This is a genomic window from Kitasatospora sp. Root107 (assembly GCF_001424875.1).
GTDB lineage: Bacteria > Actinomycetota > Actinomycetes > Streptomycetales > Streptomycetaceae > Kitasatospora.
On record NZ_LMCT01000014.1, the window covers coordinates 1 to 12601 of the forward strand.

Here is a 12601-nt window from a genome sequence, read left to right on the forward strand (position 1 = left end):
GGAGTTCGTCCGCGGGACCGGACCGCCGCCGTCTCACGACCAGCTCGCCGCCTCCTCCAGGACCGGCACCACGACGCTCCTCCAGGACCGGCACCACGACGGACCGCAGCCATGCGCGGTTCCTGGCGAACCGCCACGACTTCCCCAGGTTGGCGGAGACGTGCCAGAGCCAGGCCAGCAGCACGATGTCCGACGGCTGGTCCTCACCGAGCTCCTCGACCCGGAGCGATCCGGTCCGCAGCGCGTTCACGACCTGTCCGCCCCAGCTCCGTCCGTCGAGCAGCCAGCGCAGTCCGAGGGCGAAGGTGCAGGGATCGACCTCCGAGGGACCGGCGGGGCGGCGTACACGGCGGTGCCGAGCAGCGCCCCGACGTAGAGCATCGCGGCCCGGATCAGCAGCTCGATCCAGAGCACCGCCGCGGCGGCACCGGTCCGGCACCGCCGCGCCGGCACCGGTCCGGCACCAGCAGAGCCGGCTGGCCAGGACCGCCGACCGGGGGCCGGTCCAGCCGTCGATCCGGTCACCCACGTCTTCCAACCGCCCGGTGGCCCGGTGGAGTTCGGAGACGGCGGCGAGCGACAGCCGGGTGATCCGGCCGGCGTCCTGCGGGCGCCCCTGCAGCAGGTCTCCTGCGGCGGTACCGGGGAGCCAGCTCTGCAGGAGCATCGGCAGGGGTCCGTCGAGCCGGGATTCGACGGTCTCCGGGAGCAGCCGGTGCCAGCCGCGCAGACGTTCGTCCCCGCCCAGCTGCCGGAGGACGTCCCGCTCCCGGGTCACCGCGGCGAGCGCCCGAGGGGTCCTCGGGTGTTTGACCGCCAGGGACCGACCGTCCGCGCCGTCCCAACGCAGGACCAGAACGTCGGAGAAGCCCAGCGGCGGCCGGTGCAGTACCGGCGGGTCGTGCGGGCCGAGCTGCCGGGCGAGTCGTCGAGCCCTCAGCCCGGCGACCGGTGCGGAGAGCCTTCGGGGCGGGGAGACCAGGAGCCCCGGCAGCGCGTGCCGCACGGTGATCGGATCGCGTCGCTCGCTCATGGCTCATCCTTCACGTGATCCGCGTCTGACGCTCAGCGCCAGCTCCGCACCGGCCAGCCGGAGCAGCCGCCACGGCGCTCCGCGGCGGCCGGCCTCGGGCAGCGCCAGCACGCGCAGGAGCGCGCGGGTATCAGGGGGCAGCCGGGGCGGCCGGCATGCGGGGCAGCCGCCGGGGCGATGACCGATCAGCCGTCCGACCGCCTCGGCCAGACCTCTCTGGTAGGCGCCGCTCGTGACCGCCACTTCGGCCGCCCGCACCTCCGGCGCCGCATTGGCCGGGGCCACGCCGTGGGCGGCCCATCGAAGGAGGCCGAGGTCGGCCGGTCCGTCACCCACGGCCAGGACGGGGACGGCGCCTTCCGCGCCCAGCCGGGCGAGCAGGGTCCGCACGCCGTGGACCTTGTCCGTCCCGTGCGGGACGAAGTCGGTCTGCCGCTCGCCCGGCACCACGTCGTACCGGGCGCCGAGCGCGCCCGTGGCGGAGCCGCCGGCCGGCACCGCGCCGAGCAGGGACGCGACGGCGGCTGCGGGCAGTCCGGTCCGGACGCCGCCGCCCAGCACCGAAGCCCGCACGGCCCACCGGGACAGCGGGTCGACGGTGACATCCGGCATGCGGGCCAGGCGGCGGCGAAGCTCGGCGTCCGGCTCCTCCCAGCCGGCCGGCAGTACGGCCTCGGTGGTCCCGGCGGCCCCGGGCACGGCCCGGTGGAGGGCGGCGCCGTACTCCGCCACGCCGCCGGCCAGGCCGTAGGCGGCACAGCGGTCCTGGAGCTCCGGGAGGGAGCGGCCGGTGGCGAGCAGAGTCCGGCAGCCATGGGCCCGAAGAGCGCGGAGCGCGAGCATGCCGTGGGGTGATCCGGCCGGGAAGCCCAACGGATCCGTCTCCAGCACCCCGTCGACGTCCAGCACGCACCAGGGCCCGTCGGGGTCGGCGTCCAGGCCGGAGAGGTCGGGCAGGTCGGAGAGGAAGGCCCCGGCCAGGAACCGCTGGACCGCCCGGGCCTGGGCGCGCCGGGCCTGCGCGTGGGTCAGGGCGGTGGGGGGCCCGAGGCCGGGGTCCGGCTGGACGATGTTCCGGGCCTGGACCAGCTGGGCGACGCACCAGCGCGCGGGGGAGATCCGCTGCCCACTCGCCTTCCGGTAGCCGGCCAGCAGCTCGTCCGCCCGGCCCTCGAACGAGATCGCGGCACCCGCCAGGTCGTAGGCCGCGTCGTAGCTCGCCAGGTCCAGGTGGCTGAACGCGCCCTCGGCGAAGTCGGTCTTGACCCAGCGGCCGTCCTCACCCGCGACCCAGTTCCGGCCGAGCGTGCGTCCGTCGACCACGTACGGCCGATGAGCGGCCGTCAGGCGACGCATCAGCGGATCGAGCAGTGCGGGCCGCAGCAGTACCTCAGGTCGGCCGAGGAGCGGGGCCAGGGTCCGGGCCGCGATCTCCCACACCGGCCCCCGGCCGGTCAGCCGGAGGCTGCGGTCGGCGTCGGTGGCCAGCCGTCGCTGACGGATCGCCACGTACCGGGCCACCTCGGCCGGATCGACCCGGCCGCTGGTGCGGTCGGGCTGCTCGCCGGGAGCCCGGGCGCGGAGTACTACTCCGCCGGCGAATCCGTGGACCGCCGGGACCAGGCCGTCCAGGGCGTCGGCCACGGTCACCGCGCGCCGGCCGAGATAGCCGAGACCGGCGGACTCGGCGATCATCGGCAGCTCACGGGCGCCCACCCGGGCCGTCACCGGCACCGCGAGATGGACGCCCCGGGTCAGCGGCCCCTGGGGTCCGACCTCGACGGGCGGCCGGCAGTCGGGCAGCAGGCGCGGCACGAGCTCGGCCAGGGCGGCCGGCCGCAGGAGTTTCCGAACGTGCCAGTCCGCGCCGCCGAGGAGTACGCAGGGATACCGGGCGAGCCGTGCGGGCACGGCGGGCTCGTCCTCGCAGACGGCGAGAAGCGGAACGACGGCGGCGGCCGGGAAGCCCGCCCGCTCGGCCCGGGCGGCGACTTCGGCCAGCGACCGGCCGGTCACCGGCGGGTCGTCCAGCAGCAGGACCAGGCCGCCCTCCCGGGCCGACCGCCGGAGCTCGGCCGCCCGGCCCGGCAGCAGCGCGGCGCCCGGCCGGGCCGTGCAGACCGTCACCTGCCGGTGTCCCCGCTGCCGCAGAGCAGCCCCGGCGAGCGGGGCGAGGTAGTTCCCGGAGGTGCGGACACCGACCACCAGCAGCGGACGGTCACGGGCGGGGTACTCGGCGGTGAACCGCCGGACCAGCTCCACGACGTCCTCGGGATGCTGGTCCAGGCTGCAGAAGCAGGAGGGCGGACGGACCACGGCCGGGCCGAACACCTGCCGGACGACCGAGGGGCGGTGGAGGGCGTCGGCCGCCTGAAGCAGTGCACGGCGCAGCTCGGGCGGCGGCCGGCCCGGGTCGCGGGCGTCGAGCACCAGGTCGGCCAGCAGGTCCGTGGCCGTCGCGACCCGGTCCGTCCAGCCGCGCAGCCGACGGGCGGGCGGTAGCCGCAGCAGCGCGCCGCCGGCAGCTCCCGCGACGGCATGGGCCGACTCGACCAGGGCCGCCGACCGCGGGGTCGTGGCCTGGTCGTTCAGGTACTTGAGCAGCCGGTGCGACGGCCGCCAGGTGCCGTACAGGCGGTCCTCGGCGGCCTGGACGATCCCGGCCGCGAGCAGGAAGGCGTCCAGCCACTCGGACAGGTCGACGGTGAGGATCAGCCGCGTCATGAGCTCGCGGACGTCGGCCTGAAGATCGACGGCACATCGGCCCGCGACACTCGGCCCTTGCTCCATGCTGATCTCCACTGATGGGGACGCGTCCCCCCGGACAACCCGGACCGGTCTGCCCAGTCATGCCCCCCAGGGCCCCTGGTGGCTCACTCAGGGAACTTTCTCCCGGGTTCGGTACCCACCGGGAGAGCCAACTCCACCCTCTGCCGTCCGCGCCGATTAGTCAACGCGTGGCCGCGGTGGCGGGGTGCCCTCGCGTCAGTCCCAGATGCCGACGATCCGGGTGGCACCGGCGGCACGGCCCGCGTGGGTGGTGAGGCCGGCCAGCTCCTCCAGGGTTCGCAGCAGGTCGGTGTGGCCGTAGACGGACGCGGACGAACTGCCGGGCCGTACCCCGGCGCCGTAGACGAGCGTCGGAATGTGGTTGCCGGAGTGCGCGTCGTCCTCGTCGAACGTGATCACCAGGAGGCTGTCGTGCTGCCTCGCCCAGGCGGCGTATCCGCCGAGCTTCTCCTTGAGCCAGGTGTCGCCGGTGGAGATCGGACAGTTGTGCATGTCGTTGCACACGTCCGGAATGACGAAGGAGACCTTCGGAAGCTTGCGGTAGTCGCTCGGGAACTCGTCCATGGTGTGCGCGGTGTCGGACGGAACGTTCCGGAAGGCGAACCAGGGATTGTGCCGCCGTACGTATCCGCCGCTCTCGCAGACCGTCGGGTCCTCCCGGGGCATGGCCTCGTTGTAGCTGGCCCAGCTGCGGCGCGCGGCGATCAGCTCGGAGGCGAGGTTGGGCGTGTCGAGGGAACGGGCGGGCACGCAGTCGTCGGTCGTGATGCCCTGCTTGGAACCGGAGAACAGCACGAAGTAGTTCGGCTGGCTGGGGTGGGTCTCCGCGTGGAACTCGGTGAGGTTGGCGCCGCCGTCCTTGATCGTCCCGTTGAGGTACGGCGCGTCGGGGCTCCCGATCACCCGCTCGTAGGCCTTGTTCTCGAAGACCACGACGACCACGTGGTCCGGGGCGGGGTAGTCACGGGAGCCGCCGCACCCCGCCGCGGCGCAGACGCCGACGAGCGCGGCGGCCAGCAGGCATCGGGACCGGAGCCGAGCGACACGGAGCATGAGTCGATTAGGTCACATCCGTCGCGGGTTCGCCCCCAAGGGGACTGCCGTGTCGCGCCGGGGAACCCGCCCCGGCCGTTGCGGGCGACTTCCTCGGCTACCTCGGGTGCGGCGGCACGTTCCGCACCCCGGAGTGGCTCAAGGAGGCCGAGGGGAACTGAGCCCACGCGCCGTCTCGCCAGACCGCCCGGCCGGTGACATCCCAGCCGGTCAAGGCAGGCAAGGGGCCGCGAGACGTCGGGGTCAGGTCCAGGCGGTGCGCAGCGCGTCGCGGTGGGCGGCGAGCCAGGTGCCGAAGTCCTGAAGTTCGGGGTTGAGCTCGCGGACGGCCTCAAGGTCGCGGGCGGCGGTGAACCGCTCCTCACAGTCGGCGTAGTACTGGAACATGTTCCCGGCCTCGTCCGCGCCCGGGAAGCCGAGCGCCCGGAAGGCGTCCGGGGTCAGCGGCAGGTACTGCACGGGTTCTCCGACGGCCTCGGTGATGGCGGCGGCCATGTCGGCGAGACGCAGGTGCTCGCCGGCGATGCTGACGGTCGCCCCGATCAGGTCGGTGCCGCGCTTGAGAACGGCCAGCGCGGTCTTGCCGATGTCCTCGACGGCGATGCCCGACAGGCGACTGCTGCCCATCGGGAAGGAGAGCTGCAGAGCGCCGTCCTCACTGCGCTGCGGAGCGAAGGCGCTGAGCAGGTTCTCCCAGTAGAACGTGGTGCGCAGGAACGTCGTCGGTGCGCCGGCGTCCGTGAAGTAGTGGTCGGCCTCAGCCTTGCCGTCGAAGTGCGGCACCTTGTACGAACCCTGCAGGGTCGGCATCCGGTCGTCGTCCAGCGGGATGCACTCGCGGGTGTCCTCCAGCGTGGACCAGACCGCGTGCTGCACACCGGCATGCCCGGCGGCCCGCGCAAGCGCCGCCGCCTGGGCCTTCTCCCGCTCGGCGGACAGGTGCTCCCAGAAATTGGTCACCAGGAACGCCCCGTACGCCCCCTCGAACACCGGCCCGAGCGTCGAGGCGTCGTCCATGTCAGCCCGTACGACCTCGGCGCCGAGCCCCGCCAGCTCACGGGCCCGGTCCGAATCGGGCCGGCGGGTGACAGCGCGGACCGCGAACTCACCATCCGGGTCCGCGAGAATCGCCCGGGCCAGGGCCCCGCCCTGGGCACCGGTCGCGCCGAACACCGTGATGATCTTCTTCTCGGCCATGACTCCACACCCTTTGATGACGCTCCGTAGCCATATCAGTCCTTCAAGTCCAACCCTGGGCAACGTTCACGGCAAGCCGAGCAGAGCGAGGTGCCGGCAGTGGCGCTGCGCCTGATCCTGGACTTGCCGGTGCTCCGAGGTGCCGGGGACGGCCGACCCGACGGAAGTACCGGCCATGCAGGTGCAACGCCTCAGGAAGGGAAGGTCTGGCCTTGACGGCTGACCAGTACGTGACGGTGGACCTGAACGGCGGCACGAAGGAGACGGCGCTCGACGTCTTCCGGGCCCTGGGCGGCGCCTTCACTCCCCAGCCCAGCACCGACGCCTTTCTCACGTCCGACCCCTCCTCCGAACCGGCCACGAATCCAATCACCTGGGCCCGCAGCTTCCTCGTCGACGGCCCAGGCCGACAGATCGGGGCCGATCACCACCTGATCGGGGAGATCACCGCCGAGATCACCGGCGGCCGCGAGCGCACCGCCTACGTACTCGACGCTCTGCGGGCAATCGCCGACGTGGACGAGCTCTCGACCAACGGCCGCGGCACACAGACCAGGACAACAGTCCACCTACGCCCGGCTTGAGCACAGCGGCCACCTGCCGCCCTCCTGAGCCGCCGGGCCGGTGTCAACCGCCCGGAGCGGGGTAGGCCCGCGGAGTGGGCGGCGAACCGGCTAGCGGTGCCGGGCGTCCGCCCGTTCTGCGGACTCCTTCGCCCGGGGCCCGGCCGGATCGGACGTACTCGCGGAGACCGCGAGGATGTCGTCGTCCAGCTCGGCCAACCGGGCGGCGAACGCCTCCGGGGCGGCCCGCCCCTCCAGTACCAGGCGGCCAGCGACGGGGCCACCCGGCGGAGCAGGGCCGGGTAGCCGCGGATGACCAGGAAGTACCCTCCGCCGTGGAGAGCACCAACGCGCCGCCGATGCGGGCGAGTTGCCCCCAGCCACTCCCCCGGCCACCGAGGTCGTCAGGAACGCTTCGAGGTTCGCAGTCATCGCTCTACTCCTCGCCGACCACGTCGTCCGACCGGACCGGAACGCCCGTCCGGCGCAGACCGGCTCCCGCGCCGGTCCCTACTGCTCCTCGTCCGGATCGGGCGGCGCCCCCTCCCCGGTCATCCTCGCCTGCGGCGACTCGATGGCCTCGTCCTCGGAGGTCCGGGGCGGCTCGGTGGTGGCTCCCGGACTTCGCTGCACGGCGACCGTCCGGCCTCCTTTGACGCTCCGCACCTCCGTGGCCTCGTCGTCGCGGTGCGGTGGCACCGCCTCGGTGCGTTCCTGCCGGGGCTCGTCCATGACTCCTCCTCAGATGTGGACGGGTGATCCGTGACCCGGACGCCGGGTGGTGCGGGCCGAACTGGTCTCTGCGCATGGCATCCTCGCTGGGGTTGCTCACCGTCCGGTCTCTCCGCGCCTGCCCAGTCGGCCGGAATCCATCCCTCCGGCCCTGGTGGACACGGCCGGACCGGTCGCGGCCGGCGATTCCGATTGACCTCGTGTCAGCGGGGCAGGCGTGGATGCGGGATCGGGGAGTCCGGTTCCGTAACGTCCCGAGGAGGACAGATGAGTATGGTCAAGGAGTCGATCGACGTCGACGTCCCCCTGCACACCGCCTACAACCAGTGGACTCAGTTCGAGGAGTTCCCGAAGTTCATGGAGGGGGTCAAGGAGGTCCGGCAGCTCGACGACCGGCACACCCACTGGCGGACCAGCATCGCCGGCGCCGAGCGGGAGTTCGACGCCGAGATCGTGGACCAGCTGCCCGACCAGCGCGTCTCCTGGCGCACCGTGGACGGCGAGGTCCGGCAGATGGGCACGGTGACCTTCCAGCCCCTCGACCCCGACCGCACCAGGGTCAACCTGGCGATGGACTTCGAGCCCGAGGGCATGGCGGAGAAGGCGGGCGACATGCTCGGCATCCTCGACCGCCGGGTGAAGGGGGACCTCAAGCGGTTCAAGGGCTTCATCGAGGAGCGGGGCCGCGAGACCGGCGCCTGGCGAGGCCGCATCTCGCCGGCCTGAACGCCGACCTGAACGCCGGAGACCGGCGCCGTGCGTGACTCTCTCACGCACGGCGCCGTCCCACTCCCGTGACCCGCTGTCAGCTCTGGGCGGCCACCGCGATGATGAGCGCAGCGATGCCCACCGCGAGCCAGGTCACGTAGTCGCCGAGCAGGCCCGAGTGCAGGCGTCGCACGGGCAGCACGACCCTGCGGCTGATCACCGCCGCGAGCCTGCGCGGCCTCCCGGCCCGGCGCTCGGGGGCCAGCACCGCACCGGCTGCCAGAGCTGCGGCCAGCGCGGCGGAGAGCAGGCCGAGCAGCAGACCCGGGACCGTCCATTCGCTCGGCGGCGGGRTGGGCCGCGATGACGGCGCGCCGAGGTCGAGGGCTGCGGCGGCATAGCCCGCCTGGTCGGTGAACAGGACCGCAGCCGCCGCGAGCGACCGGCCGAGCGCCGGTGTCAGGCCGACGGCCAGACAGCCGAGCAGCAGGGCGGCGGGGACCACGACCATCGGTGCGGGCAGCGCGCGGGCAGGGCCGCGGATCTCCGGCTCCTCGCCCTCGCCGGTCGTCTCCGGTTCGCCCTCGCGCTCGGTCGGCCGTGGTCCGAGACCGAGGAAGACCCGCAGGCCGGCCCGCAGGACCGCGCCGCCGGTGACGGCCGAGACCAGGACGTACACGGCGGGCAGCCAGCCCACCTCGTGCCCGACGGCCTCCTCGGAGAGGGCCTTGCCCAGGCCGGTCCCGAACGGTGGGAGTCCGGCCAGCGCCAGACCGCCCACCAGGAACAGGGCGCCGGGGAGGACGAGTTCGCGGGCCCGGCCGTACAGGCCGTGCTCGTCGACCGAGCCGTACCGGTCCAGCAGGACACCGGTGAGACCGAACAGCGCGGCCTTGGCGCCCGCGTGGCCGGCCGCGTAGAGCGCGGTTCCCGACAGCCCCGCCGGGGTGAGGACAGCGACGCCGATCAGGAAGAGCCCGACGTGGCCGACGGTGGAGAACGCCAGCAGCCGTTTCAGGTGCCGCTGTTGCCAGCACATGGTGGCGCCGAGCAGCGCGGTCAGCACGCCGGCGGCCAGCAGTGTGCTGCGGAAGGCGTCCTGCGGGACGCCCCCGGGGCCGGAGAACACCGTCCAGTAGATCCGGGCCACGCCGTAGACGCCGAGCTCGACCATCACACCGGACAGCAGCATGCACACCGGAGTGGGGGCCACCGCGTGCGCGTCGGGGAGCCAGAAGTGGAAGGGCGCCATCGCGGCCTTGACCAGCGGGCCGGTCAGGACCAGGACGAAGGCGCAGACCACCAGGGCGTCCCGGTGCCGGCCGGCCAGCTCGCGGCCGAGCTGGGCCAGCCCGAGCTGCCCGGCGCGGGCGTAGAGCAGGCCGATGCCGAGCAGGGAGCAGTACGCGGCAAGGGAGTTGACGATGCCGAAGGTGAGCGCGCCGTGCAGCGGCCTGGGGTCCTCGATCCGGTAGCCGGTCAGGGCGTAGGCGGTCGCGCCCATCAGCTCGAAGAAGACGAAGGCGTCGAAGAGGTCGCCGGTGAGGGCGAACCCGCACATCCCGGCCTCGAAGAGCAGGATCAGGGCGGGGAACGTCCCGGTGTGCTCTCCTGACGGTTCGTCGAAGTAGCGCCAGGCGTAGACGATCACGGCGAGCACCAGCAGGGCGGCCAGCAGCGCGAGTCCGCCACCGAGGCGGTCGGCGACCAGGACGATGCCGACGCTCTGCGCGTCCAGCGGCTCCCAGCCGCCGAGCCAGGAGACCGCGCGGCCGTCCCCGGTCCGCACCCACAGCAGGGTCAGGCAGAGCACGTCGGCCACCGCGATCGCGGTGGCGAGGACGTCGCAGCCGAGCCTGGGCAGCCACCGGCCGACCACGGCGAGCACCGCCGCGCCGAGCAGCGGGATCGCCACGGCGAGCGGCAGCAGGTCCGCGGTGCTCGGCATGACGGCCGGTCAGCCCTTCAGCTCGGTGAGCTGCTGCGGGTCCACCGTGCCGTGGCGCTTGCGGAGTTGGATGACCAGCGCGAGCAGCAGGGCGGTGACGGCGGCGCCGACCACCACGTCGGTCAGCGCCAGGGCCTGCACCACCGGGTCGACCACGGGCGAGCCGACCGGCAGGTCGGCGAAGACCGGCGGGCGAGCAGCAGGACGTAGGTGGAGGACTGGGCGACGGCCAGGCAGCCGACCGCGTGGATCAGGTTGCGGCTGGTGACCAGCCCGTACACGCCCACCAGCAGGATCCACCCGGCGGTGAGGAAGGGCAGCAGGTTCATTCGTCCTCCTGGGGGTCGAAGACCGTCCGGGCCGAGGGCGCGTCGCTGATCTCGACGGCCTGGTCGAGGAACTGGGCGAGCAGGACGATCACGCCCGAGGCGACCTCGATGCCGACGGCCGCGTTGACCACGGGCACCAGTCCGCCGGAGGAGAGCTGGTTGAAGGTGCCCAGTGGGAGGAAGTTCGCCAGGAAGGCGGTGCTGACCAGCAGTCCGGCCAGGCCCAGCGCGGTGAACGCTCCGGCGGCCACCGCGTCCGTGGCGTCCAGGACGGCCAGCGGGCGCACCTGACGGAGGACCAGGTAGTCGGCCGCGACGTACGCCAGGTGCAGGCCGGTGGCGAGCACCACACCGCCTTGGAATCCGCCGCCGGGGCTGAGCTGCCCGTGCGCCACCAGGTAGCCGCCGGTCAGCAGCGTGACCGGCAGCAGGGTGGCTCCGAACAGCCGGGTGGCGGGCAGCACCCGCTCGGGCTCGGGCCGGTCCCGGTGCTCGTCGCGGGCCAGGCGCAGCAACAGCGTCGCGCCCAGGACCGCGCCGAAGAGGACGGACTCCTCGCCGAGGGTGTCGAAGGCGCGCAGGTCGAAGTTGACCGAGGAGACGGTGTTGGCGGTGTGCTGCCGGATCGCCGCCGCGACGGCCCGGTCGCCGTACGGGTGGACGTCCGTGCCGAAGTCCGGCAGGCCGGTGCAGGCGGCGGTGAAGGCCACCGCGATCACCACGGCGGCCGCGGCGAACAGCCACATCCGGACTCGCCCGCTCATTCGCGCTGCCGGTCTCCGGGCTCGGAGTGCCCGGGCGGCGGCTGCCCGTCCGTACCGCCACGCCGGACCTTGCGCACGGTGAGCAGGATCAGCAGCGGGGTGACGGCAGTGCCCACGCCGAGCTGGGAGAGCGCCACGTCCGGCGCCTGGACGACGGTGAAGAGCAATGCGAGCGTCAGGCCGAGCATGGCCAGCGCGGCGGCCTGCCGGACCGGGTCGCGGGTGAGGGCCGCGGCGGTTGCGGCGGTCCCCACCGCCAGCAGGGCGATGGCGATCAGGACGTCGGTGAGGGTGGCGTTCAGTGTCCGGACTCCTTCGGCTGTGCTTCCTCCAGCAGGACGGTCGCCCGTCCGATCGCCATCGTGGTGACCGTCCCGCCCGCTGCCAGCAGGGCGCCGATCACCAGCAGCTTCGCGGCCGCGCGGCCGGGTCCGGTCTCCACGGCGAGGGCGAGCACGACCAGCGGTGCGCCCAGCGAGGTGGCGCAGGACAGCGCGTGCAGACGGAGGTAGGGGGCGGGCAGCACGACCAGGGCGAGTGCGGTGAGCACCAGCACGGCCACGCCGGCCACCAGCAGCACCAGGGCGGCCAGATGACGGGGCGTCACTCCGGCTCCGGCGTGCCGGAAGGGCCTGGACGGTGCGGATCTCCGGCCAGGAAGCGGGTGAACACCAGGGTCCCGGCGGGGGCCAGCACGCCCAGGACCAGGGCGAGGTCCTGGTAGGAACTGCGGCCGAAGCCCTGCGCGAGCACCAGGAAGGCCACCGCGACCAGGGTGCCGGCGAGGTTGACCCCCACCAGCCGGAGGTGCGGCGCACCGCGGGCGGACACCCACATGCACGGGGCGAGCCCGGCGCCGGACAGGACCACGCCCGCGAGCAGCCAGGCGTTCACGGGCGCCCACCACCGGTCAGGGCCCGCTCCAGCGCACCGGCGTCGTCCGTGAGGGCGTGCACGGTCATCCGGCGCGGCCCGTCCGGCCGGGCGGCGGGACGGACATCGACCACGTACGCACCCGGCGTCGCCGACAGCAGGGCCCCGGCCCAGGCAGGCCCGGTCCCGGCCGGCAGTTCGATCTCCCGGAAGCCGCCGCCGCGACGCCCGGGCCGCAGAACCACGGCCGCGAGCCGGCCGGTGTCGGCGAGCAGCGTCCACGGCCAGGCCCACAGAGCCGGTCCCAGCCGCCCCAGGCCGCCGGGCGAGGCGTCCGCCGCCCGGCGCATGGCCCGCGCCCCGGCCGCACCGAGCAGCGCCAGTCCCGCGCCGACAGCCGCCTCCAGGGTGGAGACCGTGCTGATCAGGACGGTGTTGAGCGCCATCAGGACTCCCCACCACAGGAGGGTCTCCGCCGCCGCGCGTCGCATGGGCGCCTCTCCTGGGTGCGGTGCGGCGGATTCCGCACCCGCCAGATGTACCGCTGCCGCACTGCCGCACCGCGCCCGCACGCCGTGGAACGGGCAGCCGGCCCGTCACGATCACCCGTC

At 73.7% G+C, this 12601-nt stretch carries 13 protein-coding genes and 1 pseudogene; 2 read left to right on the forward strand and 12 right to left on the reverse strand.

All coding sequences use genetic code 11. From position 1 onward, the window contains the following. The 4 genes from ASC99_RS39410 to ASC99_RS15465 all read right to left on the reverse strand — a co-directional run. Positions 1-1033 (reverse strand): hypothetical protein (locus tag ASC99_RS39410; protein WP_057232391.1); only part of this gene is annotated, 1033 nt, incomplete at its 3' end. A gap of 3 nt (positions 1034-1036) precedes the next feature. After that, the gene (locus tag ASC99_RS15455; RefSeq protein ID WP_057232393.1) at positions 1037-3823 is read right to left on the reverse strand and encodes an HAD hydrolase family protein; all 2787 of its coding nucleotides are present in this window, start codon (positions 3821-3823) and stop codon (positions 1037-1039) included. Positions 3824-4018: 195 nt separating this feature from the next. After that, positions 4019-4876, reverse strand: a complete 858-nt coding sequence (locus ASC99_RS15460; RefSeq protein WP_057232396.1) for an alkaline phosphatase family protein — start codon at positions 4874-4876, stop codon at positions 4019-4021. Positions 4877-5119: 243 nt separating this feature from the next. Then, positions 5120-6073: an NmrA/HSCARG family protein gene (locus ASC99_RS15465; RefSeq protein WP_057232398.1), complete on the reverse strand. Its 954-nt coding sequence runs from the start codon at positions 6071-6073 to the stop codon at positions 5120-5122. A gap of 212 nt (positions 6074-6285) precedes the next feature. Here ASC99_RS15465 and ASC99_RS15470 point away from each other — a divergent pair, with 212 nt between their 5' ends. After that, entirely contained in the window at positions 6286-6657 is a 372-nt protein-coding gene (locus tag ASC99_RS15470; RefSeq protein ID WP_057232400.1) for a hypothetical protein, read from the forward strand. Between the two features lie 489 nt (positions 6658-7146). Here the strand turns inward: ASC99_RS15470 and ASC99_RS38560 are convergent, their stop codons facing one another. Next, complete coding sequence (locus tag ASC99_RS38560; protein ID WP_057232402.1) at positions 7147-7368, reverse strand: hypothetical protein; 222 nt, start codon at positions 7366-7368, stop codon at positions 7147-7149. Between the two features lie 267 nt (positions 7369-7635). Between ASC99_RS38560 and ASC99_RS15480 the strand changes: the two genes are divergently transcribed. Next, the gene (locus tag ASC99_RS15480; protein ID WP_057232404.1) at positions 7636-8094 is read left to right on the forward strand and encodes an SRPBCC family protein; all 459 of its coding nucleotides are present in this window, start codon (positions 7636-7638) and stop codon (positions 8092-8094) included. Positions 8095-8173: 79 nt separating this feature from the next. Here ASC99_RS15480 and ASC99_RS15485 read toward each other — a convergent pair whose 3' ends face one another. The 7 genes and pseudogenes from ASC99_RS15485 to ASC99_RS38565 form a co-directional block, all read right to left on the reverse strand. Beyond that, positions 8174-10024 carry a complex I subunit 5 family protein gene (locus ASC99_RS15485; protein ID WP_057232406.1) on the reverse strand — a complete coding sequence of 617 codons (1851 nt, stop codon included), beginning with the start codon at positions 10022-10024 and terminating at the stop codon, positions 8174-8176. A 9-nt stretch (positions 10025-10033) separates the two neighbouring features. Continuing rightward, positions 10034-10353: pseudogene (locus ASC99_RS15490) on the reverse strand (NADH-quinone oxidoreductase subunit K). Beyond that, positions 10350-11117 (reverse strand): MnhB domain-containing protein, encoded by a 768-nt coding sequence (locus tag ASC99_RS15495; RefSeq protein ID WP_057232407.1) that lies wholly within the window; start codon positions 11115-11117, stop codon positions 10350-10352. Before ASC99_RS15495 ends, ASC99_RS15490 begins: the two are co-directional and overlap by 4 nt. Then, positions 11114-11371, reverse strand: a complete 258-nt coding sequence (locus ASC99_RS40490) for a DUF4040 domain-containing protein (RefSeq protein ID WP_235502681.1) — start codon at positions 11369-11371, stop codon at positions 11114-11116. The genes ASC99_RS15495 and ASC99_RS40490 overlap by 4 nt, the downstream gene beginning before the upstream one ends. A 44-nt stretch (positions 11372-11415) precedes the next feature. After that, positions 11416-11724, reverse strand: coding sequence for a monovalent cation/H(+) antiporter subunit G (locus ASC99_RS40495; RefSeq protein WP_057232409.1), 309 nt, complete (start codon positions 11722-11724; stop codon positions 11416-11418). After that, the gene (locus ASC99_RS15510) at positions 11721-12011 is read right to left on the reverse strand and encodes a monovalent cation/H+ antiporter complex subunit F (RefSeq protein WP_057232411.1); all 291 of its coding nucleotides are present in this window, start codon (positions 12009-12011) and stop codon (positions 11721-11723) included. The genes ASC99_RS40495 and ASC99_RS15510 overlap by 4 nt, the downstream gene beginning before the upstream one ends. Beyond that, positions 12008-12481 (reverse strand): hypothetical protein, encoded by a 474-nt coding sequence (locus ASC99_RS38565; protein ID WP_057232412.1) that lies wholly within the window; start codon positions 12479-12481, stop codon positions 12008-12010. Before ASC99_RS38565 ends, ASC99_RS15510 begins: the two co-directional genes overlap by 4 nt. Between the last annotated feature and the right edge of the window lie 120 nt (positions 12482-12601).